This window comes from Arsenicicoccus sp. UBA7492 (assembly GCF_002479615.1).
Classification (GTDB): domain Bacteria; phylum Actinomycetota; class Actinomycetes; order Actinomycetales; family Dermatophilaceae; genus Arsenicicoccus; species Arsenicicoccus bolidensis.
In genome coordinates this window covers 149,188-170,740 of record NZ_DLOE01000036.1, presented here as the reverse complement: position 1 = coordinate 170,740, position 21,553 = coordinate 149,188, and the positions used below count along the sequence as shown (strand labels likewise).

21 protein-coding genes are annotated in these 21,553 nt (G+C 72.9%); 6 read left to right on the top strand and 15 right to left on the bottom strand.

Going from position 1 to position 21,553, the window contains the following annotated elements:
- Window positions 1–101 precede the first annotated feature (101 nt).
- The 6 genes from B4E97_RS10710 to B4E97_RS10685 all read right to left on the bottom strand — a co-directional run bounded on the left by B4E97_RS10710 (window position 102) and on the right by B4E97_RS10685 (window position 4,898).
- On the bottom strand, window positions 102–308 hold the full coding sequence (locus B4E97_RS10710; RefSeq protein WP_239261874.1) for a PspC domain-containing protein: 207 nt from the start codon (window positions 306–308) through the stop codon (window positions 102–104).
- Window positions 309–402: 94 nt separating this feature from the next.
- Entirely contained in the window at window positions 403–1,470 is a 1,068-nt protein-coding gene (locus B4E97_RS10705) for a sulfate/molybdate ABC transporter ATP-binding protein (RefSeq protein ID WP_286959835.1), read from the bottom strand.
- Window positions 1,467–2,276: an ABC transporter permease gene (locus B4E97_RS10700; RefSeq protein ID WP_414632794.1), complete on the bottom strand. Its 810-nt coding sequence runs from the start codon at window positions 2,274–2,276 to the stop codon at window positions 1,467–1,469. The genes B4E97_RS10705 and B4E97_RS10700 overlap by 4 nt, the downstream gene beginning before the upstream one ends.
- Entirely contained in the window at window positions 2,273–3,157 is an 885-nt protein-coding gene (modA, locus tag B4E97_RS10695; protein ID WP_286959834.1) for a molybdate ABC transporter substrate-binding protein, read from the bottom strand. The genes B4E97_RS10700 and modA overlap by 4 nt, the downstream gene beginning before the upstream one ends.
- 8 nt (window positions 3,158–3,165) lie before the next feature.
- On the bottom strand, window positions 3,166–3,570 hold the full coding sequence (locus tag B4E97_RS10690; RefSeq protein ID WP_019286673.1) for a TOBE domain-containing protein: 405 nt from the start codon (window positions 3,568–3,570) through the stop codon (window positions 3,166–3,168).
- 68 nt (window positions 3,571–3,638) lie between these two features.
- Window positions 3,639–4,898: a saccharopine dehydrogenase family protein gene (locus B4E97_RS10685; RefSeq protein ID WP_286959833.1), complete on the bottom strand. Its 1,260-nt coding sequence runs from the start codon at window positions 4,896–4,898 to the stop codon at window positions 3,639–3,641.
- Between the two features lie 185 nt (window positions 4,899–5,083).
- On the opposite strand from B4E97_RS10685, the gene B4E97_RS10680 reads away from it, so the two are divergent.
- The 3 genes from B4E97_RS10680 to B4E97_RS10670 all read left to right on the top strand — a co-directional run bounded on the left by B4E97_RS10680 (window position 5,084) and on the right by B4E97_RS10670 (window position 7,641).
- Window positions 5,084–6,589: a long-chain-fatty-acid--CoA ligase gene (locus B4E97_RS10680; RefSeq protein ID WP_286959832.1), complete on the top strand. Its 1,506-nt coding sequence runs from the start codon at window positions 5,084–5,086 to the stop codon at window positions 6,587–6,589.
- A gap of 180 nt (window positions 6,590–6,769) precedes the next feature.
- Window positions 6,770–7,078, top strand: coding sequence for a type II toxin-antitoxin system Phd/YefM family antitoxin (locus B4E97_RS10675; RefSeq protein ID WP_029212323.1), 309 nt, complete (start codon window positions 6,770–6,772; stop codon window positions 7,076–7,078).
- Window positions 7,075–7,641, top strand: coding sequence for a type II toxin-antitoxin system RelE family toxin (locus B4E97_RS10670; RefSeq protein ID WP_239261861.1), 567 nt, complete (start codon window positions 7,075–7,077; stop codon window positions 7,639–7,641). The genes B4E97_RS10675 and B4E97_RS10670 overlap by 4 nt, the downstream gene beginning before the upstream one ends.
- 190 nt (window positions 7,642–7,831) lie before the next feature.
- Here B4E97_RS10670 and B4E97_RS10665 read toward each other — a convergent pair whose 3' ends face one another.
- Window positions 7,832–8,560: a sirohydrochlorin chelatase gene (locus B4E97_RS10665; protein WP_286959830.1), complete on the bottom strand. Its 729-nt coding sequence runs from the start codon at window positions 8,558–8,560 to the stop codon at window positions 7,832–7,834.
- 160 nt (window positions 8,561–8,720) lie between these two features.
- Here B4E97_RS10665 and B4E97_RS10660 point away from each other — a divergent pair, with 160 nt between their 5' ends.
- Window positions 8,721–10,154 carry a sodium:proton antiporter gene (locus B4E97_RS10660; RefSeq protein ID WP_286959829.1) on the top strand — a complete coding sequence of 478 codons (1,434 nt, stop codon included), beginning with the start codon at window positions 8,721–8,723 and terminating at the stop codon, window positions 10,152–10,154.
- Window positions 10,155–10,347: 193 nt separating this feature from the next.
- On the opposite strand, the gene B4E97_RS10655 is transcribed toward B4E97_RS10660, so the two are convergent.
- Both B4E97_RS10655 and B4E97_RS10650 read right to left on the bottom strand, forming a co-directional pair.
- On the bottom strand, window positions 10,348–11,088 hold the full coding sequence (locus tag B4E97_RS10655) for a M15 family metallopeptidase (RefSeq protein WP_239261855.1): 741 nt from the start codon (window positions 11,086–11,088) through the stop codon (window positions 10,348–10,350).
- Entirely contained in the window at window positions 11,085–12,524 is a 1,440-nt protein-coding gene (locus B4E97_RS10650) for an APC family permease (RefSeq protein WP_286959827.1), read from the bottom strand. The genes B4E97_RS10655 and B4E97_RS10650 overlap by 4 nt, the downstream gene beginning before the upstream one ends.
- A 173-nt stretch (window positions 12,525–12,697) precedes the next feature.
- Between B4E97_RS10650 and B4E97_RS10645 the strand changes: the two genes are divergently transcribed.
- On the top strand, window positions 12,698–13,366 hold the full coding sequence (locus B4E97_RS10645) for a hypothetical protein (RefSeq protein WP_239261853.1): 669 nt from the start codon (window positions 12,698–12,700) through the stop codon (window positions 13,364–13,366).
- Window positions 13,367–13,432: 66 nt separating this feature from the next.
- Here the strand turns inward: B4E97_RS10645 and B4E97_RS10640 are convergent, their stop codons facing one another.
- From B4E97_RS10640 to B4E97_RS10630, 3 genes are all read right to left on the bottom strand, one after another.
- Window positions 13,433–14,560: a D-alanine--D-alanine ligase family protein gene (locus B4E97_RS10640; RefSeq protein ID WP_286959826.1), complete on the bottom strand. Its 1,128-nt coding sequence runs from the start codon at window positions 14,558–14,560 to the stop codon at window positions 13,433–13,435.
- Window positions 14,561–14,668: 108 nt separating this feature from the next.
- Window positions 14,669–16,201: a Mur ligase family protein gene (locus tag B4E97_RS10635; RefSeq protein WP_019286684.1), complete on the bottom strand. Its 1,533-nt coding sequence runs from the start codon at window positions 16,199–16,201 to the stop codon at window positions 14,669–14,671.
- The gene (locus tag B4E97_RS10630) at window positions 16,198–17,016 is read right to left on the bottom strand and encodes an alpha/beta fold hydrolase (protein ID WP_286959825.1); all 819 of its coding nucleotides are present in this window, start codon (window positions 17,014–17,016) and stop codon (window positions 16,198–16,200) included. The genes B4E97_RS10635 and B4E97_RS10630 overlap by 4 nt, the downstream gene beginning before the upstream one ends.
- A gap of 101 nt (window positions 17,017–17,117) precedes the next feature.
- Between B4E97_RS10630 and B4E97_RS10625 the strand changes: the two genes are divergently transcribed.
- On the top strand, window positions 17,118–18,776 hold the full coding sequence (locus B4E97_RS10625; protein ID WP_286959823.1) for a tetratricopeptide repeat-containing diguanylate cyclase: 1,659 nt from the start codon (window positions 17,118–17,120) through the stop codon (window positions 18,774–18,776).
- On the opposite strand, the gene B4E97_RS10620 is transcribed toward B4E97_RS10625, so the two are convergent.
- From B4E97_RS10620 to B4E97_RS10610, 3 genes are read right to left on the bottom strand one after another with little or no spacing between them, the layout of a single operon-like run.
- Window positions 18,749–19,984 (bottom strand): acyl-CoA dehydrogenase family protein, encoded by a 1,236-nt coding sequence (locus B4E97_RS10620; protein ID WP_286959822.1) that lies wholly within the window; start codon window positions 19,982–19,984, stop codon window positions 18,749–18,751. The two genes, B4E97_RS10625 and B4E97_RS10620, sit on opposite strands and share 28 nt — an antisense overlap.
- Window positions 19,984–21,054 carry a phosphotransferase family protein gene (locus tag B4E97_RS10615; protein ID WP_286959821.1) on the bottom strand — a complete coding sequence of 357 codons (1,071 nt, stop codon included), beginning with the start codon at window positions 21,052–21,054 and terminating at the stop codon, window positions 19,984–19,986. The genes B4E97_RS10620 and B4E97_RS10615 overlap by 1 nt, the downstream gene beginning before the upstream one ends.
- The gene (locus B4E97_RS10610; RefSeq protein ID WP_286959820.1) at window positions 21,054–21,509 is read right to left on the bottom strand and encodes a MaoC family dehydratase; all 456 of its coding nucleotides are present in this window, start codon (window positions 21,507–21,509) and stop codon (window positions 21,054–21,056) included. The genes B4E97_RS10615 and B4E97_RS10610 overlap by 1 nt, the downstream gene beginning before the upstream one ends.
- Window positions 21,510–21,553 lie beyond the last annotated feature (44 nt).

The window sequence follows — 21,553 nt, the reverse complement described above, 5'->3', positions numbered from 1 at the left end:
GGAAGTGACCAGTCGGAGACGCAGGACCGCCGAGTGGTCACGTCCGTACGTCCCCCTCAGTCGCACGGACGTGACCACTCGGCGGTGGCCTGGGGCGAGGATCAGTCCTCGGGCATGAGGATCATCAGGGCGAGGTAGACCAGCACCTGCGACCCGGGGATGATCAGCGACGCGATGAAGACGAGGCGCACGATGTTGGCCTCGACGCCCAGCTTGCGGCCGATGCCGGCGCAGACGCCCATGGCGATGCGTCCGGAGCGCGGGCGGGTGAGGCCGTTCTTGCGCATGGCGGCGTAGATCGAGTTCACGGGTGTCCTCCTCGGTTGTGGATGTTGCTCCAGCCTGGCCGACGTCGGGCCGCCCCGCCATGAGGGTCACCCCTGATCCGACCCCGTCCGACCCTCAGGGTGCGGGCAGGATCCGCACAGCCTGGGCCTTGACGGCCAGGGTGACGGGGCTGCCGGGGCGCAGCCCGAGCTCGGCGCAGGCGAGGGCGGTGACGTCTGCGCCGACGCGCACCCCGGAGGGGGTCCGGGCCCAGAGGCGGACGGTGCCTGCGTGGGTGGCCAGCTCGGTGACGAGGGCCGGTATGACGGTCCGCGGGCTGCCGGTCACGGGTCCGACGTGCACGGCGACGTCGGCCGGATCGCACAGGGCCACCGCCTCGGCGCCGACCGGCAGGTCGCCACGTCCGTGGACGACGAGGCCGTCGGGCAGCCGCACCTGTCCGGGGGCGATGACCACGCCCCGCAGGAGGTTGCGGCCGACGAACCGCGCGGCGAAGGGGCTGCGGGGTGCGTCGAGCAGCTCGACGGCGGGGCCTCGCTCCGTGACCCGGCCCGCCTCGACGACAGTGACGTCGTGCGCGAGCGACACGACGTCGAGCAGGTCGTGGGTGACGAGCAGGACGCGGGTCGCGCTGCCGTGCAGCAGGTCTCGCAGGACGTGCCGCACGTCGGCGGCGACCTCGACGTCGAGGGCGGACAGGGGTTCGTCGAGCAGGAGCAGGTCGGGCTGGACGGCGAGCGCGCGGGCGAGGGCGACGCGCTGCGCCTGGCCGCCCGACAGCTCGGAGCCGCGGCGCCGGGCGAGGTGGGCGATGTCGAGGCGCTCGAGCCACGCGTCTGCGCGCGCCCCCGCCTCGCGGCGCGGGACCCCCTGGGCGCGCAGCCCGAAGGCCACGTTGCCGCGCACGTCCAGGTGGGGAAAGGCGAGGGGGTCCTGGCCGAGCAGCGCGACGCGGCGCCGGTGCGGCGGCAGCCAGGTGCCGGCGTCGGTGTCGACGAGGACGCGGTCGCCGAGGACCACGTGGCAGCGGTGGGGCCGCAGCAGGCCGGCGACGACCTCGAGAACCGTGGACTTGCCCGCACCGTTGGGGCCGACGAGGGCGGACACCCCTGCCCCGTCGAAGGTCTCGTCGACGACGACCCCGCGCTCAGGGACCTCCACGCGCACCTGGAGGGCCGTCACGCGACACGCTCCCGCGCACTGGGGCGGTGCACCAGTCCGACGACGACCCCGGCGACGACGACCAGGACGAGCGAGAGCGCCACGGCCGCAGCGGGATCCGTCTCGCGCTGGAGATAGACCTCGAGCGGGAGCGTGCGGGTGACGCCCTGCAGCGACCCGGCAAAGGTGAGCGTCGCGCCGAACTCGCCCAGGGAGCGGGCGAAGCACAGCACCGTCCCCGACAGCAGCCCCGGCAGCACGAGCGGGAGGGTCACGCGGCGCAGCACGGTGGTCGGTGAGGCCCCCAGCGTCGCCGCCACGGTCTCGTAGCGCTGCCCCGCCGACCGCAGCGCCCCCTCGAGGGACACGACGAGGAACGGGAGCGCCACGAACGCCTGCGCGAGGACCACCGCCGTGGACGTGAATCCCACTCGGATGCCGATCAGCTCGAGGTGCTGACCGAGCAGCCCGCGCCGCCCGAAGGTCAGCAGCAGCGCCAACCCGCTCACCACCGGCGGCAGCACCAGCGGCAGCAGGACGAGGGCCCGCAGGACGCCGAGACCGGGCAGTCGGGTGCGGGCCAGGACGAGCGCGAGCGGCACCCCGAGGACGAGGCACAGCGCGGTGCTGGCGAGCGCGGTGCGCAGACTCAGCCCCAGCGCCGCGAGCGAGGACTCGCTGGTCACCAGCTCGACGAAGCGCGACCGGTCGACCTGGGCCAGCATCGCCACGAGCGGCAGCAGCACGAACGTCGCTCCCGCGAGCGCCGGCAGCCAGGCCCACCAGGGCAGGCGGCCGGCCTCGACGCGAGGACCCCTGCGGCTCACGGCTTCTGGAACCCGGCTTCGGTCAGCACCGCCCGGCCCTGCGGACCGGTGACGAGGTCGACGAAGGCCTGGGCGTCGGCGCCGCGCGCCGTCGACGTGACGGCGATGGGATAGGTGTTGACGGCGGCGGAGGCCTCGGGGAGCGGTATGAGGCGCACCGCGGAGCCCGCCGACCGCGCGTCGGTGGCGTAGACGATGCCGGCGTCCGCCTGGCCCGCCCGGACCTTGCCGAGGACGTCGGTCACCGACTGCTCCTCGCTGACGGGCTTGAGCGTGACGCCCGAGGACTTCTCGACGCGCTCGGTCGCGGCACCGCAGGGCACCGGGGGCGCGCACACGACGACGGACACCCCGTCCCGCGCGAGGTCGGCGAGGCGGGTGACCTGCCGGGGGTTGTCGGGCGGGGTCACGATCGTGAGCGTGTTGGTGGCGAAGGGGCGTGGCTCGGCGCCGAGCAGGCGTGCGCCGAGCGCCTTGGTCATGGTGCGCTCGTCGGCGGTCGCCAGCACGTCGGCCGGCGCCCCCTGCTCGAGCTGGGCCACGAGGTCGCTGGACCCGGCGAAGCTGAAGGACACCGTCGAGCCGGGGTGCGACTTCTCGTACTCCGCGCCGAGCCGGGTGAAGGTCTGCCGGAGGCTGGCGGCGGCGAAAACCGTGAGCGTCCGCGTCGCCCCAGCCGTCGCCGAGCCGGAGGGGCCAGAGCCCGAGGAACCCGAGCCCGAGGAACCGGCGCTGCTGCCCGAGGCGCCGGTCCCCGACGCGGCGCTCCCGCTCGGGCCGGTGGCGGCCCCGCACGCGGACACGGCGAGGACCGGTGCGGCGAGCACGGAGGCGGCGACCAGCGCGGTGCGGGTCAGGGGTGTGCGACGCGCGGTCGGCATACGGCCGGTCACGACTGCCCCGCCGGGGTCTCGACGATCACCGTGGTCGCCTTGACGACGGCCACGGCCACGCGCCCGGGCTCGAGCCCGAGCGTCTCCGCCGAGCGGCGGCTCATCAGGGAGACCATCGTGAACGGGCCGCACTGCAGGGACACCTCGGCCATGACGCCGTCCGCGACGACCTCCGTCACCAGCCCGACGAGGCGGTTGCGGGCCGAGGAGCCGACCCCGAGCACGTCGGGGAGCTCGGCCGCCTGCTCGCGGGCGAGGCGGGCGAGGTCCGGCCCGTCCACGACGAGGCGCCCCGACGCGTCCTTGCCGGCGCCGAGCTGGCCTTGGTCGACCCACCGCCGCACGGTGTCGTCGCTGACCCCGAGCAGCGCGGCGGCGTCCTTGATCCGGATGCGTTCCACGACGAGCCTCCCATCCTGACCGCATCTGCGGACAAGACTGAGCATAGCCGCCGCAGATGCGGCGCCCGTCAGGCCCTGCGGGTCTCGATGGTGAAGCCCTGGTCGGCCAGGCGGGCGGCATAGACCTCGCCCAGCCCGGTGGCCGGGGTGAGGACACCCGCGATCTCGGGCAGGCGCGGCCGGTCGAGGACCAGCGCCAGCGCGGCCTCGCCGATCATCACGGCGGTGCCGTCGTAGCCCGGGTCGAACGGTGCTGACACGGTCGTCAAAAAGCGCGCGCCCGTCGTCGTGGTCGCGTGGACCTCCATGACGAACTCGCCCGCGGCGCGGGACTTCTCGCTCGGCCCCTCGCCCGGCGAGGGCAGCACCCGGTCCACGACCTGCCGCAGCCCGGGGGTGGAGAAGCCCGTGACCAACGCCGGCATGACGGCGGCCATCGCGACCGCCTTGAGCGGCGCAGCGCCCTTGCGTCCGGTGTCGACGACCTCGCGGTAGCGCATCCCCCGGCCGTAGCTCCACCCCGCGAGCGCGTTGCTGCGACGTACGACCTGACCGTTGTAGGCGCCCATGAAGAACGGGGCTGCCCAGGACCCGGTGTCGGCGCTGCGCTCGAGCCACACCTGGCCGATGCGGCCGACCGGCTCCGGCTCGGCGTCGCGGTCGGGGCTCAGGGCATAGGGGTCGATCGCCACGCGGACCTTGGACCGGTCGCCCCGCACGGTGTCGACCTGCACCCGCATGGAGTCCAGGGTCCCGCCGCTGAAGCCGCCCCGCATGCGCCGAACGTGCAGCGTCGTCTCGAGCAGCGTGCCCTCGCCGTCCTCGTGGGCCCGGTCCGCGGTGAGCAGCACCCCGAGGTCGGACGGCACGGAGTCGAAGCCGCACGAGTGCACGATCCGCGCCCCCGACTCACGCGCCGCCTCCTCGAAGCGGTCGATCGAGTCGCGGACGAAGAGGGTCTCGCCCGTGAGGTCGACGTAATCCGTGCCCAGCTCGGCGCACACACCGACCAGCGGCAGGCCGTGCCGGGCGTAGGGCCCGACGGTGGACAGCACCACACGGGTCCGCACCGCCATGGTGGCCAGGGACACCGCGTCGTCCGAGTCGGCCACCACGAGCGGCCAGTCCGCGGCCCGGGCCGGCAGCCCCGCCCGCACCGACTCGAGACGCCCGACCGAGCGTCCTGCGAGGGCGATCCGCACGCCGTCCGGCGCGTGACGGGCGAGGTGGCCCGCGATCAGGCCCCCGACAAACCCCGTCGCTCCGTAGACGACGATGTCCAGCTCGCGATCCGCGGTGGGGGTGGTGGGGTGGCTCGGGCTGGTCATGGCAAACCTCTCGCACGACGACGACGGCAGGATGTCGACCGATCCCACCACGCCCGCCGGACCGGGACAACCATCCCGCCCGGACCTTGGACCGTCTATGGACGCGGCAAGCCCCGCCGCCTACGCTCTGGTAACCCTCGATCACGGGGGTGACCACGCCCGTGCAACGACGCCAGGAGCATCCGATGGCCAACCTCGCCCAGATCCTCACCGACACCGCGTCCCGGCACGGGGACCGGATCGCCGTCCGGCAGGACGAGGAGCAGCTCACCTATGCCGAGCTCGACCAGCGCGTGGCGCTCGCGGCGGGGTGGTTGCGCAGCCAGGGCGTCGGTCCCGGCGACCCTGTCGTGCTGAGCCTGCCCAACATCACGGCGTTCGTGGTCGCCTACTACGGCATCCTGCGCGCTGGCGGGGTCGTCGTGCCGATGAACCCGCTCTTCAAGCCCCGCGAGGTGGCCTACTACCTGCAGGACTCCGGTGCCCGCCTCATCATCGCCGCGACGCCCGACGCCGCTGAGGGAGCCGAGGAGGCGGGAGCGACCTTCGTGCCCGTCACCGACCTGCCCGGCCTGCTCGCGGCGGCCGAGCCCGTCACCGAGGCGGTCGACCGGGACGACGAGGACACCGCGGTCATCCTCTACACCTCCGGCACCACCGGACGCCCCAAGGGTGCCGAGCTGCGGCACCGCAACCTGCGCAGCAACGCCGAGGTCTGCGGCCGCACCCTCCTGCGCCTCACCCCCGAGGACACGGTCGTGGGGTGCCTGCCGCTGTTCCACGTCTTTGGCATGACCTGCGCCATGAACACCGCGATCTTGGCCGGCGCGACCCTCAGCCTGATCCCGCGGTTCGCGCCCGACAAGGCGCTCGAGGTCATCCAGCGCGACCGGGCCACGATCTTTGAGGGGGTGCCGACGATGTATGCCGCCATGCTGCAGGCCGCGCGCGCCGTCACGGCCGCCGGTGGCGAGATCCCCGACCTGTCCTCGCTGCGCACCTGCATCTCCGGGGGCGCGTCCCTGCCCGTCGAGGTGCTGCGGGCGTTCGAGGAGACCTTCGACGCGATGATCCTCGAGGGCTATGGACTGTCCGAGACGTCACCCGTCGCGTCCTTCAACCACCCGGAGCGGGTGCGCAAGCCGGGATCGATCGGCACTCCGATCGAGGGCGTCGAGATGGACCTGCGCACCCCCGAGGGCGAGCCAGTGCCCGAGGGCGAGATCGGCGAGATCGTCATCAAGGGCGCCAACATCATGCGCGGCTACTGGGGCCGGCCCGACGCCACGGCCGAGGCCATCCAGGACGGCTGGTTCCGCTCCGGGGACCTTGGGCGGCGGGACAGCGACGGCTACTACTCCATCGTCGACCGGGCCAAGGACATGATCATCCGTGGCGGCTACAACGTGTACCCGCGCGAGGTCGAGGAGGTGCTCTACGAGCACCCCGGCATCCTCGAGGCCGCCGTCGTGGGGCAGCCGCACGAGCACTACGGCGAGGAGGTCGCGGCCTTCGTCGCCCTCAAGCCCGAGTCGGGGCTGGCCGCCGACGACGCCACGGCCGAGGAGCTGCGCGAGTTCTGCAAGGCCCGCCTCGCGGCCTACAAGTACCCCCGCCACATCAGCTTCGTCGACGCCCTGCCCAAGGGCGCCACGGGCAAGATCCTCAAGCGGGAGCTCCCCACCTCCTGACGGCGCGTCCGCCGCGGGCCCGTCGGGCGCTCCTGTCGGGCGCTCATGTCGGGCGCTCATGTCGGGCGGGGTGAGGCCGAGGGGACGCAGATGTCGCGTCGCGCGGCGTGTCGCACGCATCTGCGTCCCCTCCACGTCCAGGCGTGGTCACGCAGGCCCAGAATTCTGTACAGTCGAGACATGGCCGTCCTCACGATCACCGAAGCCGCCTCGGCCGGCATCTCCACGCTCGTCCGCCGCGCCGAGGCCGGCGAGGGAGTGACGCTGTCGCGTCACGGCCGAGTGGTGGCCGAGGTGGTGCCCGAGCACGAGATCGAGGCCCTGCGCCGGGATCGCGAGACGCTGCGGGAGGCGGCTCTGGTCATGGCGCGGCTCGCGACGGACTCCGGCGCCCGCACCGATCTCGACGAGGCGATCGAGCAGTTCGGCCTGACCCGAGCCGAGCTCGAGGCTGAGCTCGCGCTCGACATCACCGCGCGCCAGGCATGACCGACGGCCCGGGCCGCCGGTGCGTCGTCCGTCTGACCGACGATGCGGTGGACGACCTGCGCCGGCTGCACAAGAAGGATCCCCGCATCGTCCGGGCGGCCTTCACCAAGATGCTCCTGCTCGAGCGCTCCCCCGACGCCGGCGAGCCGCTGCTCGGTCCCCTCGTCGGGTTCCGCAAGCTCGTGGTCGGCGACCGGGACTGGCGCATCATCTGGCGAGTCACCCGCGACGCCGACGGGACCACGGTCCTGGAGGTCTCCGAGGTGTGGGCCGTGGGGGCTCGCGCGGACAGCGAGGTCTACGCCGAGCTGCGCGAACGCCTCGAGCGCATGGGAGACGCCCCCGAGCTGCGCCCCCTGGCAGCGGTGGTGGCGTCGATGGGGCGCCTCTACGAATCCACCCCCGTCACACCGGAGCCCGCTCCCGCGCCGGACCTGCCCCCATGGCTCCAGACAGCGTTGCGCGCCGAGCTGCACCTGACGGACCAGGAGATCGCGGGCCTGTCTCCCCTCGAGGCCCAGCGCCTGCTGACGCAGCACTGGTCGCGCCCGCCCACCTCCTGACGGTGCGTCCGCGGGGGCCCGTCGGGCGCTCATGTCGGGCGCTCATGTCGGGCGGGGTGAGGCCGAGGGGACGCAGATGTCCCATCGCGCGGCGTGTCGCACGCATCTGCGTCCCCTCGACGCCCGACGCCCGACGCCCGAGGCGCGCGGTGCGCGAGGTCGGCGGAGACACGACTCGACCAGTGCCCGCTCAGGCGGACGCGGCCATCGACGTCCAGGTGTGGTTGCGGTTGCGGCCGAGCGTATGCCGGTACGCCGCCGCCAGCCGGGCCGCCACCTCGCGCGTCGGCCCGACCGGGTCGAGGACGGGCACGGGCAGGTGCTGCACGGTCTGGCGCAGCCGCACGGTGAACGACCCGGTGACCAGCTCCCACGGCACCACCGCGACGTGACCCCGCGTGCGGGACCGGTGGTGGCGGACCTGCTCCTCCAGACGGTCCGCGCGGCAGGGGATGACGCGGGCCGGGGTCTGCGCCTGGATCGTCATACCGGCCCAGGCGAGCGAGACCTCCACCTCCGACTCCCAGCCGAACGGCGCGACCACCAGGCACACGTCCTCCGGCGAGTCGAGGCCCTGGTCGAGCAGGCGGCGCCCGAGCGCCGTGGCGATCGTCCCGTCCGTCCCGAGGGCGCTCGCCACGACCGCGCCGCTGCCGGCCCGGGCCAGCTCGGTCTGGATCTCCTCCAGGAGCTGACGCTGCGGCGTGAGCGAGAGGGGCACGACCACGGTGGGGGCGGTGGACGTCGAGTCGAGGTGGCAGGCCAGGCGCTGGGGCGTGGCGAGACGGAGGTCCACGCCGCGCAGTTGCTCACCCGCGCGGGAGAGCAGCACGAGGAGCGGGGAGCGCTCCATCGGGGCGATGCGGGCGACGCCGATCACGGTGGGACGGTAGGTCGAAGGCATGGTGAGGCCGGTCACACCTGTGACGCTACGCGCCGAAGATCACGGCTCGGTGTTGTTGATGTTTCAGGCACTTTTCGGCGTGGATCGTCATGCGGACCAGTGGATGGAGTCGCTGCGCGCGCGCCGGGATCCCCTCCCTAGACTGGCGGTTCGCGGACCCAGGAGGTGCGTTCACATGCAGGTGGCGTGGTGGGGACTCATCCCCTTCGTGACGATGCTGCTGTCCATCGCGGTGCTGCCGCTGCACCCCGTGACGGCGCACCACTGGGAGCGACCCAAGGTGCAGGCGGCGGTCGCGCTCGGGCTCGGGCTGCCGACGGCGCTGTGGGTGGTGCTCGCCGGTGAGCACGCGCTCGTGTGGCACGCCCTGCTGGAGTACGCCCAGTTCATCACCCTGCTGCTGTCGTTGTTCGTCGTCGCGGGCGGGCTCTTCCTCGCCGGTGACATCCGCGCGACGCCCCGCAACAACACCGCGTTCCTGGCCGTCGGCGGGGTCCTGGCGAGCTTCATCGGCACCACCGGCGCCGCGATGCTCCTGATCCGCCCGCTGCTCAACACCAACTCCGAGCGTCGCCACAAGGTCCACACGATGGTCTTCGCGATCTTCGTCGTCGCCAACTGCGGCGGCCTGCTCACCCCGCTCGGCGACCCGCCGCTGTTCCTCGGGATGCTGCGCGGCGTCCCCTTCACCTGGACCTTCTCGCTCGCCCCCGAGTGGCTCTTCGTCAACGCGCTGCTGCTCGTCACCTACTACGGCGTCGAGCGGCGGGCCTACCGCGACGAGCAGGCGGCCGACCTCGAGGCGGACGAGGCCCAGCAGACCCCCCTCGGCCTGCACGGCCGGGCCAACATCGTCTGGCTGGCCGTGATCGTCGCCGCGGTGGCCTTCCTGCCGTCGGTCGACGTCCACGCCATCGAGTCCGGGCACGTCGGCGTCCTGCAGCTGGTCCCCTGGCGCGAGCTGGTGATGCTCGGGGCGGCGGGCGCGTCATACCGGCTGGGAGACAAGCGGACCCGCTTCGAGGACAACGGGTTCACCTGGGCGCCGATCGTCGAGGTCGCGGCGCTGTTCATCGGCATCTTCCTCACGATGATCCCGGCGCTGCGCTTCCTGCGGCAGGTCGCGCCGTCGCTGCCGCTCGGCGAGGTCACGTTCTTCCTCTTCAGCGGCGGACTGTCCGCGGTGCTCGACAACGCCCCGACCTACGCGACCTTCTTCGAGATGGCCTCGCAGCTGCCCGGCGAGACGCGCGTCGCCAACGTGCCCGAGCTCTACCTCACCGCCATCTCGCTCGGGTCCGTGCTGTGCGGCGCGATCACCTACATCGGCAACGGCCCCAACTTCATGGTCAAGTCCGTCGCCGAGAACGCCGGGGTCACCATGCCCAGCTTTGGCGGGTATGTCGTCCGCGCCCTGCGATGGCTGGTCCCCGTGCTGGCCGCGATGGTGCTGGTCTTCATCGCCGACCCGCTGTGGTGCCACCTGCTCGGCTGGGCCCTCGCCGCGGCGATCGCGACGCGCGGCCTGCTGTCCCTGCGCCTGCCCCTCACCCCCGCGGCGGACGACAGCACGGCGTCAGCCGGGGCTGAGCGTCCTGGTCGTCGCTGACGGCGCGATCGACCGCGCCCTACGTGACAAAGGTGCTGCCCCGCCGCACCTTGGTCGCACCCAGCGCCCCCATGCGTGACCAAGCTGCTGTCCCGACGCACCTTGGACGCACCGGGCACCGCCATGTGTGGCAAAGGTGCTGCCCCGACGCACCTTGGACCGTGCACGTCAGCGCACGGATCGGTCGACGCCCTTAGGGGGCCTCCACCGGCGCGTAGATGGTGCGGTCCAGGCGGTGCTGGGCTGCCCAGCGCTGCTCGCCGTAGGACCAGTGCCACCACTCGAGCGGGTAGGGCGCAAGCCCGGCGCCGGTCAGCACCTGCCCGAGCAGACGCCGCAGGTCGCGCGCCACGCGCCGATGGGCCTCGTCGTCGTCGCCCACCGACTCCAGCGCCAGCAGGTGGGCCGCGTCGTCGAAGCTGTCGAAGTCGGTGCCCAGCGCCAGCGCCACCCCCTCGTGAGCGAGCGTCAGGTCGACCGCCCCACCCGTGGTGTGCGGCGCCATGCGCGTGGAGGACGCCGGGTCGGAGACGTAGCCGTCGAGCGGCTCGCCGGTCTGCTCGCGGTAGTAGGCGAGCAGGTCGCCCTGGAACCGCGACGTCCGCCACCCGTCGAGCACGACCAGCGAGAACCCGTCCGGCAGGGCGTCCTGGGCCTGCAGGAGCCGCTCGACCACGCCGCGACGCAGCCGCATCGCGAGCGGCGCGGTCGGCAGGTCGAGCTCGCGATAGCAGTGGCGGCGGCCCAGCTCGGGCGGCAGGACCACCAGCGGCTCCCCGCACTCGCCGGCCCCGACCGCGTCCACCGCCTCCTCGGACGCGGCGGGCACCAGCGGCGGCAAGGACGGCGCGAGCGACGAGAGCACATGCAGCAGAGCAGGATCCGGGTCGGTGAGCCATGGGACTGGCGTGGGGGCCGACCGGGGGGAGGTCATGGGCGCGTCCCCCTCGACGCCTCCGGCGCCCCCTCGACCAGGGTGTCGGCGTACTCGCCGAGCAGCGCGTCCAGCGCCTCCTCGCGAGGCAGGGAGCGGCTCACGGCATACAGGATCGCGCCGAGGCCGAGCCAGACCCCGAGGATGAGGTACTCCGCGGGCCAGACCAGGGACACGTTGGTGCCCGGCCACAGGGCCATGACGATCACCACGGCAGCACCGAGGGCGCCGACCGCGGGGATCCACGAGGTCTGCAGGCGCCGGCGCGCCGCGAGGTGCGGATAACGCCGGGGCAGCGCGTACTTCGCCAGCACGACCATGATCCACACGGCGCCGAGATAGATGCCGCCGGTGTCGAGGAACCACACCACTGCCGCCTTGCCGAGCCAGCCGAGCGCCAAGGTCACCACGACGGTGAAGACCAGCGCGTTGCGCGGGGTGCCCCGGCGCGCGTCCAGCCGCGCCAGCCCGGCGGGCAGCAGCCCGGCGCGCGCCATGGCCACGACGACGCGGGACGTCGCGATGAACAGCCCGAGGAAGCTGGTCAGCAGACCGAGGATCGCGATGGCGAACGCCCCCCACCCGAGCACCGGGAAGCCCGCGGCCTTGAACGCGTCGATCGTGCCGAGCTTCATGCCCGCGACCTCCTCCCACGGCATGACCCACGCGCTCGACAGCAGGACGAGGCAGTAGAAGGTGCCCGCCAGCAGGACCGTCCAGATGACGGCGCGCGCGATCCGTCGCGGCGGCAGGTCGGCGTCCTCGGCGAGCACCGCGACCAGTCCGAAGCCCGCCATGTAGGTCATCCCCGGCACCACGAAGCGCAGCGTGTCGGTGAGGGCGTTGTGGTCGGCGGCATACGGCGGCCAGAAGTTGTCGGGTGAGCCGGCGGCGAACCCGACCACCACCAGGGCCAGCCCGATCACCACCATCGCCGCGAACAGCATGACCTGCACCTGCGCGCCGACCTCCACGCCCCACCAGTTGAGAGCGAAGAGCAGCAGCGTCAGCGCCACCCCGGCGATCAGCACGGGCGCCGTGACCGCCTCCCCGTTGATGGAGTAGAGCGGGTGCTCCTCCATCACCGGCATGAACTTGCCGAGCAGCAGCCCGAAGGCCGTGACGTAGAAGGCGAGGCTCGACACGTAGGCACCGATCAGCATCCACCCCGTCAGGAAGCTCGCGGGCCGCCCGAGGATCGTGAACGAGTAGACGACCTCCCCACCCGCGCGCGGGAACAGCGTGGTCAGCTCCGCGTAGGCCAGCGCCACGCACGCCGCCAGCAGCGTCCCGATGGCGAGGCCGAAGATCATGCCGCCCGCGCCGTACTGCTCGAAGAACGCCGAGTTGGTGTAGATCCAGCTCGACCCGATGACCCCCGCCACCCCCAGCGCGATCAGCGGGAGGAACCCGAGGGTCTTCTTGAGCTCGGCCATGAGGGTGCCTCACCTTCGTCGGGGACAGGAGCCGTATGGCGAGAAGCCGCCACCTCCGTCATACTCCATCGTGGCTGCCGTGGCCACCCCCATCTGCCGGGTCCTGGACACGGGCGCCGGTGGTTCCCCCTAGGCTCGACGGGTCACAGCAGATCGATCGAGGGGGAAGTCTCGTGCGTCGCACGCTCGTCATCACCACCATCGCCGCCACCGCGCTGGGTCTCAGCGCGTGCGGGGGCGCACCCAAGGACCTGTCCCAGGACAAGGCCAAGTCGTCCATGCTGGAGGCGGGGGACCTACCCGACGGCGGCTGGGAGGCCGGCTCCGTGGACGAGACCAAGCCCAAGCAGGACGACAAGTCGGCCGAACAGATCTTCAAGAATGCCAAGGACGTCCCGCAGGCCTGCAAGGACGCGATGAACGCCATGAGCACGATGTCGGCCGACAACCCGTCGTCCTACGCCAAGCGCAGCTTCGCCAAGGGCAGCGGCACGGACAAGACCCAGGTCGAGGTGGTCGTGGAGACGCTTGGCAAGGCCAAGGACGTGCCGGCGCAGCTGACCAAGGTGGCGGACTCCTGCAAGACGATCAAGATGGGGACCGGGGCCGTGTCGATCGACCTCAAGATGAGCTCGCCGAAGCTCGAGACCAAGGACGCCAAGGGCCTTCAGATGTCGGCCGAGGCGATGGGGCAGAAGATGGCGGTCTCGATGGGCGCCGTCAACCGCGGCAACAACCTCGTGGTCGTGCAGACCCAGGGCACGGACGTCGACAAGGCCAACAAGCTCGTCGACACCGTCCTCGGCAAGCAGGCCGACAAGGTCGAGAAGGCCGCCGGCTGATCCGGGCGGCCGTATGCCGAAGCCCCTCACCGCGACGAGCAGCGGTGGGGGGCTTCGGCCTACGGCTCAGCGCTGGGGGCCGAGCCCGGTCAGCTTGCCGGAGATGCCGCCGGCCGCGCGCAGGGCCGCGCCCTCCTCGAAGGAGGCGGTCGGCACACGCCGGTTGGCGGTCTTGGCCTCCTCGACCATGGCGAGCAGAAGCCTGCCTGGGTCCTCGTCGGGCCACAAGTAGAGCGCCATCGCGCCGGGGATCGAGTTGACCTCGTTGACGTAGATGTCGGTGCCGTCGGTGAGGAAGTCGAGGCGGTTGATGCCGGTCAGGCCGGTGAGCTGCTGGACCTGGCGGGCGAGCTCGCGGGCCTGCGCCTCGAGCGCCGGGTCGATCTGCGCGGGTAGCTCACGCGGCGCGGAGGTCATGCCGTCGGCCCCGCCGCCCATGTACTTGCCGGCGTAGTCGTAGATCGCGCCGCCCTCCTTGCGCAGGGGCTTCTCGATCAGCGAGGTCTTGAACTGCGGGGCGGTGGTGAAGGAGATGTTGAGGTCCCACAGGTCGTCGCGGTAGGGCTCGACGACCGCGCCGGCGCGCATGTGCAGGCTGGACTTGAGCAGGGCGAGGGCCGTGTCGTAGTCCTCGACGACCTCGATGCCGATCGACGAGCCACCGAAGCGCGGCTTGACGATGTAGGGCCCCTCGAAGCTCGGGCGGAAGTCCGGGGAGACGATCTCGCGGCGCAGCGCCGGGACCCCGGCGTCGGCCATCAGCGCGCCGAAGGCCAGCTTGTCCATGCCGAGCGCCGCGGCGGCCGGGGACGAGCCGGTCGCCGGGACGCCCAGCAGCTCGAAGAGCGCCTGCGTCCCGCCCGACTCACCGGCGCCGCCGTGCAGGGCGAGCAGCACCGAGCCGAGGTCGAGGGTCTTGGTGCCACGGAAGCCGGCCTTCATCTGGAAGCCGTCGTCGGCGCCGGCGCCGATCTTGAGCTCGACCCTCTGCGCCTTGGCCGGGGCGCCGTCGAGGTAGTCCCGCGCCTCGGTCTGCGCCGGCACCGCGTGCCAGCGGCCACCGCGGTCCCAGTAGAGGCACTGGACCTGGGCGCCGGCGCGCTGCAGGACGCGCTCGCACTGCAGCCCGGTGAGGATGGAGATGTCGTGCTCGGCAGACGGCCCGCCGAAGACGACGGTCACGGTCTGGGACATGGTCGTGAGACCTTTCTGCAGACGGCAGGGTGGCTACAGGCGATCGTATGCCGCTCGCCCGCCGCGCGGCGGGGGTGAGCGTCTCGCGGCGCGCCGCCCTCACCGCCGTCAGGGGTAGTTGTCGGGGAGGTCGTTCTCGAAGAGCACCACGTCGCCCGCGCGCGTCTCGGGCATGATCGCGGCGGCCGCCTCCTCGCGCGAGGCGTAGGTGCGGACCTCACCCGGCTGACCCTCGGCGCCGGCGAGCAGGGCCTTCTTGTTGGTGAGCTGCGTGATGGCCAGCACCTGGTGGGGCGCGGCCGTCGCGTCGGCGCCGAACGTCCGGTTGCGCTCGGCCTGCTGGTCGCCGAGCTCCACCATGCCGGGGGTGATGGTGTAGATCCGGCCGCCCTCGCCCACGGCCGCCCGGGCCGACCGCAGCGCGGAGGCCGCGCCGTCCGGGTTGGAGTTGTAGGTGTCGTCGATGACGGCGACGCCGCGCCCGTCGCGCTGCAGCTCGGCGCGGTGGGCGGCGCCCGGCAGGTCGACCATGAGCGGCGCCAGCGTGGCGGGGTCGACGTCGAGCGCGCGGGCGATGCCGACGGCGACCGCGAGGTTGATCGGGTGACCGGCACCGGGCGCGTCGACCGTCGTGACGGGCGTCCCGTCGACGGTCACCTCCCAGCGACCGTCCTCGACGGGCGCGACGACCACGTCGGCGCGGGTCCCCGGCACGGTCGAGCAGCGCACGACGCGCTTGACGCCGTCGAGCCGGTCGGCCAGGGCGGCGAGCTCGGGCACGTCGACGTTGAGCACGGATGTCGCGGCGTCCTCGGTGATCTCGGACTTGGCGCGGACGATGGTCTCGCGGTTCTTCATCCGCTCGAGGTGGGCCTCGCCGATCGTGGTGATGGCGGCGATCGTCGGGGGAAAGACGCGGCAGAGCTCGCGGATCTCGCCGGGGCCGTAGGTGCCCATCTCGGCGACGAAGACCTCGGTGCCGGGCACGAGCCGGTCGTTGACGGTGCGGGACAGGCCCATGAGGTTGTTGAACGACGCGGGCGAGGCGACGGCGGCGTGCGAGCGGGACAGCAGCTGGTTGACGTAGAGCTTGGTCGACGTCTTGCCGTAGGACCCGGTGATCGCGACGACGGTCGGGCGCAGGCGGCGCAGCTTGTCCTGGGCCTCGACGACCCACCGCTGGGCCAGCTTCTTCTCCACCGGGCGCATGATCGCCATCGCCAGATCGATCGTCGGCACCGCGAGCAGGGCGACCACGGCGGCCGCATACGGCCCACCGAGCAGACCGGCCGCGGCGGCGAGGACCACCTGCAGACCGACGGTCACGCCGGTGAGGCGCTTCATCCGGTCGGTCCAGCCGAACCTGGCGGAGCGGCCGCGCACCGGCAGGCCGAGCGGCCAGGCGGCGATCGCGGCGAGCCCGAGCAGGGTGACCGGCTCGGCCCACAGGCCGGCGGCGATGCAGAGCGCGGCGGCCGCGAGGAGCAGCTGGTTCTCGGGCTTGACCCTGCTCCACAGCCCGGCCATGGCCAGGCCCCGGCCCGGCTCGTAGTGCTCGCGCTGCGCGACCCGCAGCCAGCGCGAGTCCTCGGCGGCGAGGGCGGCCGCGACGGCGGCCCAGGTGATGACGTCGAGGATCACGCGTCGGTCTCCTTGCTGGTCGGGGCGTCTGCGGTCGTGTCCGTGGGGAGCTCGGCGGGAGCGTCGGCGAGCACCCGGTCCAACGCGGCGCGCAGCTGTGCGGTCAGGGCCGTGTCGATCAGGTGGGAGGACCCGGGGACCACCTCGAGCCGGGCCGTCGGCCCGGCGATCTCGGCGGCCCGGCGAGCCATGGGGACGGTGGCGGCCGTGTCGCCCTCGCCCCACACCATCTCGACCGGTATGCCGGCCGCGCGCACCGCCTCGAGCTCGCGCGTGTAGTCCTCGTTGACCGCCTTGACCAGGACGGTCCGCATCACGCCCTGCGCGGCGTTGTAGTCCGCGGAGCCGTACTTGCGGCGGTACTTGTCGACGACGGACTCCGGGACGATCCCGCGCTGGTGCAGGGCCTTGGCGATGCGCAGGTCGAGGGGGCCGCCCTTGCGCGCCGGGGCGCCGGACGCGTCGGGGCGCAGCAGCGGGACGCCGGTGAGCACCAGACCGCGGACGGCGTCGGGCCGCAGCCGGGCGAGGTGCACTGCCACGCGTCCGCCGAACGAGTGCCCCATCAGCACGAGCGGCGAGGCGGGGTCCAGGAGAGGCAGCAGGCTCTCGGCATACTGCTCGGTCGACCACTCGCCCTCGGGGGGAGGCGTCGCGCCGAACCCGGCGAGGTCGACCGCGACGGCGTCGTAACCACCGAGCACCGGGGCCCAGTCGTGGCGCGTGCGGGCCCAGCCGTGCATCGCGAGGACGCGGGGGCTGCCGGAGCCGTGCTTCTCGGCCATCACCTGGCCGTCGAGGAGGGTTGTCAGCACCGCGACAGTCTATGGGCCTGGCCCCCGGCCTCCGGGGAGGCACGGCCAGCGCTTTGGTTACGCCCCGTTACCACGGGGTATCCCTGCGTACCATGGGCCGCATGAGCGGAGACGCCACGAGGGCCAGGACCGACGCGTGCGGCGTCGCCGGCCGTGTGGCGGGGAGCGAGGACGGCGACCCGGCTCTGGAGCGGGCCTGGGACCTGCGCCAGGACCACCCCACGGAGTTCGCGCGGGCGGTGGGGGCGCTCCCACGCTCCCCGGCCGCCACCCTGCTCCGCGGTCGGCTGTCACAGGCGCGCCTCGCCTGGGACGACGCCCTGCGCCTGTCCATGGAGGCCGAGCGCGACATCCCCGACGGCACCCGGTGGCATGCCCGCGCCCTGGAGATCATCGGCAACATCCTGGTGGTGCTGCAGCAGGACGACGCGGCGGTCTCCTACCTCGCCGCGGCGTCCGACGGCTACGACCGCGTCGGCTGCCAGATCGGGCGCTCCTCCTCCCTGCAGACCCGCGCCCTCCTGGGCTTCCGCACCGACCGCGAGGCGCTCCCCATGCTGCTCGAGGCCCTGGAGCTGGCCGAGACCGCCGGCGACGACGGCCTCACCGGCACCATCTTGCTCAACATCGTCGAGGCCGGGGAACGTCTCGGCATGCCCGAGGCCGCCCGTCAGGCCTACCTCGACCGGGCGTTGCGGCTGCTGCGCGGCAGCTGGCGCGACGGCTACGTCAGGGCGCGGTGCTTCCAGGCCGACAGCCTGCTCGCGCGGGGGGACACCGAGGGGGCCGCCCGCATGCTGCGCGACATCCCCGACCCCAGCACCATCGCCACCCTCGAGGCCCGCTGCGCGACTGCCTGCACCCTGGCCGAGCTGGCGCTGCGCCAGGGCAACCCCGAGCGGGGCGTCCAGCTGACGCGGGCCTGCCTCGTCGAGCAGCTGCCGGCCTGCGACGAGCAGATGGTCCGCCGCACGCTGTCCCGGTGCCTCGAGGCCGTCGGGGACCTGCGTGGCGCGCTCACCGAGGCCCGGCTCTCCGCGGACCTGCACGCCCGCCAGCTCGGGGAGAATGCCTCCGCGAAGGCCCGCGCCCTCGACGTCTGGCACCGCACCGCGCAGCTGCGCCGCGACCGGCAGCGGCAGGCGGCGCGCGCCGACCGCCTCGAGCAGGCGCTTGCCGAGCTCCGCGCGGCCCACGAGCGCATCCGCGAGCTCAGCATCCGCGACACCCTGACCGGGCTGCACAACCGGCAGCACCTGCTCGAGGTGGCCGATGGCGCGCTCGCGGACGCCGGGCCGCAGCGGCCGGGGCAGGTCGCGATGATCGACGTCGACGGGTTCAAGAAGGTCAACGACACCCACGGCCACCCCGCGGGCGACTCGGTGCTGCGCGCCTTCGGGCAGCTCCTGCGGTCGCACCTGCCGGCGGACGACCTCGTGGCGAGGTACGGCGGCGAGGAGTTCGTCGTCATACGGCTACCGCGCTCGGAGCAGGCCGACCCCCGCGCGGACGCGACCGGCCTGGTGCGCGACCTGGACGCCTTCCGTGCGGTGTCGGCCTGCACGCAGTGGCGCGACCACCGGGGTGAGCCGCTCGCCCCCGTGACGGTGAGCGTCGGCGTCGCGCTCATCACGTCGCCGTCCCTGGAGCCGGCCTTGCTCCACGCCGACCAGACGATGTATGCCGCCAAGCGCGCCGGCGGGGACCGCGTCTGGACGGCAGACGGCTGCCCTCAGCCGGCGGTGTCACCCCGCCGCTGACCCGCGTGACGGCGCAGCTCGGCCTTGGCCAGGGCGTTCTTGTGCACCTCGTCCGGCCCGTCGGCCCAGCGCAGGGTCCGGATCCCCGCGAACATCCGGGCGAGCGGGGTGTCGGAGCTGACGCCGCCACCGCCGTGCACCTGCATCGCCTTGTCGAGGATCCACTCCACGGTGCGGGGGGTGGCGATCTTGATGGCCTGGATCTCGGTGTGGGCGCCCTTGTTGCCGACGGTGTCCATGAGCCAGGCGGTCTTGAGGGTGAGCAGGCGCAGCTGCTCGATCCGCACCCGGGACTCGGCGATCCAGTCGCGGATCACGCCCTGCTCGGCCAACGGCCGACCGAAGGCCACGCGCTCCGACGCCCGCTCGCACATGAGCTCCACCGCCCGCTCCGCGAGGCCGATGGAGCGCATGCAGTGGTGAATGCGGCCCGGGCCGAGGCGGGCCTGGGCGATGGCGAAGCCCGTGCCCTCGCTCCCGATGATGTTGCTCGCCGGCACGCGCACGCCGTCGAAGACCAGCTCGCCGTGCCCGCCGTGGTCGTGGTCGTCGTAGCCGAAGACGGTGAGCCCGCGCTGCACCGTCAGGCCGGGGGCGTCGCGCGGCACCAGCACCATCGACTGCTGGCGGTGCCGCTCGGCGCCCGGGTCGGTCTTGCCCATGACGATGAAGATCTGGCAGTCGGGATTCATCGCCCCGGTCGTCCACCACTTGCGGCCGTCGATGACGATCTCGTCGCCCTCGCGGCGCATCGTCATCTCGATGTTGGTGGCGTCCGAGGAGGCGACGGCGGGCTCGGTCATCGCGAAGCCCGACCGGATCTCGCCCGCGAGCAGCGGCCTCAACCACCGCTCCTGCTGCTCCGGCGAGCCGAACTGCGCCAGCACCTCCATGTTGCCGGTGTCGGGGGCCGCGCAGTTCATGGCCGGCGGCGCCAGCTCGATCGCGTGACCGCTGAGCTCGGCGAGGTGGGCGTACTGCAGGTTGGTCAGGCCCGCGCCGTGCTCACCGGGGAGGAAAAGGTTCCACAGGCCGCGCGACCGCGCCTCCGCCTGCAGCCGCTGGAGCGTCGGGGAGGCGGTCCAGTGCCAGCCCAGCTCGCCGCACTCGCGGGCGAAGTCGGCCTCGGCGGGGTGGATCTCCTCGTCGAGGAAGGCCCGCGTCCGGTCGATCCAGTCCTGCGTCGTGGCGTCGATCGTGAAGTCCATCAGCTCTCCTCCTTGAGGGCGCGCAGCCCGCCCGCGACGAGCGGCTCGACGTAGCCGCCGATCTCGGCGAAGCCCGCGCCCACGGTCTGTCCCTGGGTGTGGCGGTAGTAGATGCCCTCGAGGATCACGGCGAGCTTGTAGTAGGCCAGCCCGACGTAGAACCCGAGGTCGCTCACGTCGCGGCCGCTGCGCTCGGCGTAGCGGGCGAGCAGCTCACGCAGCGGCAGGTAGCCCGGCGCCTCGGAGACGTCGGTGATCAGGTCGCCGCCCGCGCCGAGCCGCGCCAGCTGCTGGTAGACGACGAGCAGCCCCACGTCGGTGAGCGGGTCGCCGAGGGTGGCCATCTCCCAGTCGAGGACGGCCCGCACCTCGTCGCGGCCGACCTCGCCGCCGACGAGGCCGACAAGCAGGTTGTCGAGGCGGAAGTCGCCGTGCACGATCGCCGGCGGCTGGTCGGCGGGCACGCCACGCGTCAGCGCGGCATACAGCTCGTCGGCCCCGGCCAGGTCGCGGGAGCGCGACCCCTCCAGCTGGGTGCCCCACCGCTTGACCTGCCGGGCGAGGAATCCCTCCGGGCGCCCGAAGTCCTCGAGCCCCACGGCCCGCGGGTCGACGGCGTGCAGGTCCACGAGCGTGTCGACCATGCGCTCGCTGATCGCGCGGGTCCGCTCCGGACCCAGCGCGACCAGCTCGGAGGCCTGCCGGTATGGCGTCCCGGCGACGTGCTCCATGACGTAGAAGGGGGCGCCGATCACTGCCTCGTCCTCGCAGCACGCGTGGGTCACCGGCACGGGCACCGCGGTGTCGTGCAGGGCCGTGATAACCCGGTGCTCGCGCGCCATGTCGTGGGCCGTCGCGAGGACGTGCCCGAGCGGGGGCCGCCGCACGACGACGGTGGCCCCCGAGGCGTCGGTCACGGCATACGTCAGGTTGGACTTGCCACCCGCCAGCACCCGGGCCGACAGCTCACCCTCGAGCAGGCCCGGGGTCTCGCGGTCGAGGTAGGCGCGCAGGGCGCCCAGGTCCAGGCCGGGCACCTCGGCCCGGGCGGCCGCCGCTGCGTCGTCCATCAGGGCACCAGGAGGTAGACGACCTCGGCCACGCACGCGGGCTTGTCGGCGCCCTCGATCTCGACCGTCATCGCGAGGACCATCTGCAGGCCCGCCTTGCTCGGGCTCGTCTCCTGCAGCTGGATGCCGACGCGCACCCGCGACCCCACGCGCACCGGCGTGAGGAAGCGGATCTTGTTGGCGCCGTAGTTCATCCCCATCGTGACGCCGCGCACCTCGTAGACCTCGGGCAGCAGCCCGGGGATCAGCGACAGGGTCAGGTAGCCGTGCGCGATCGTCCCGCCGAACGGCGTCTCGCGGGCCGCCCGCTCCGGGTCCACGTGGATCCACTGGTGGTCGCCCGTCGCCTCCGCGAACAGGTCGACCTGCTGCTGGGTCACCTCGTGCCAGTCGCTGTAGCCGAGGTGCTCGCCCGTCGCGGCGACGACCTCGTCGATCCCGTTGAACGTCCTCATGTCAGTCCTCTCCCGTTGCTCGTTCCTCGCTCGTGTCCTCGCGG

Bases quoted from the DNA above. Each gene is read 5' to 3' on its own strand.
- B4E97_RS10620 (WP_286959822.1), bottom strand. From the start codon at position 19,984: ATGGACTTCACGATCGACGCCACGACGCAGGACTGGATCGACCGGACG.
- B4E97_RS10625 (WP_286959823.1), top strand. From the start codon at position 17,118: ATGAGCGGAGACGCCACGAGGGCCAGGACCGACGCGTGCGGCGTCGCC.
- B4E97_RS10640 (WP_286959826.1), bottom strand. From the start codon at position 14,560: ATGTCCCAGACCGTGACCGTCGTCTTCGGCGGGCCGTCTGCCGAGCAC.
- B4E97_RS10655 (WP_239261855.1), bottom strand. From the start codon at position 11,088: ATGACCTCCCCCCGGTCGGCCCCCACGCCAGTCCCATGGCTCACCGAC.
- B4E97_RS10615 (WP_286959821.1), bottom strand. From the start codon at position 21,054: ATGGACGACGCAGCGGCGGCCGCCCGGGCCGAGGTGCCCGGCCTGGAC.
- B4E97_RS10685 (WP_286959833.1), bottom strand. From the start codon at position 4,898: ATGACCAGCCCGAGCCACCCCACCACCCCCACCGCGGATCGCGAGCTG.
- modA (WP_286959834.1), bottom strand. From the start codon at position 3,157: ATGCCGACCGCGCGTCGCACACCCCTGACCCGCACCGCGCTGGTCGCC.
- B4E97_RS10680 (WP_286959832.1), top strand. From the start codon at position 5,084: ATGGCCAACCTCGCCCAGATCCTCACCGACACCGCGTCCCGGCACGGG.
- B4E97_RS10650 (WP_286959827.1), bottom strand. From the start codon at position 12,524: ATGGCCGAGCTCAAGAAGACCCTCGGGTTCCTCCCGCTGATCGCGCTG.
- B4E97_RS10675 (WP_029212323.1), top strand. From the start codon at position 6,770: ATGGCCGTCCTCACGATCACCGAAGCCGCCTCGGCCGGCATCTCCACG.
- B4E97_RS10670 (WP_239261861.1), top strand. From the start codon at position 7,075: ATGACCGACGGCCCGGGCCGCCGGTGCGTCGTCCGTCTGACCGACGAT.
- B4E97_RS10660 (WP_286959829.1), top strand. From the start codon at position 8,721: ATGCAGGTGGCGTGGTGGGGACTCATCCCCTTCGTGACGATGCTGCTG.
- B4E97_RS10610 (WP_286959820.1), bottom strand. From the start codon at position 21,509: ATGAGGACGTTCAACGGGATCGACGAGGTCGTCGCCGCGACGGGCGAG.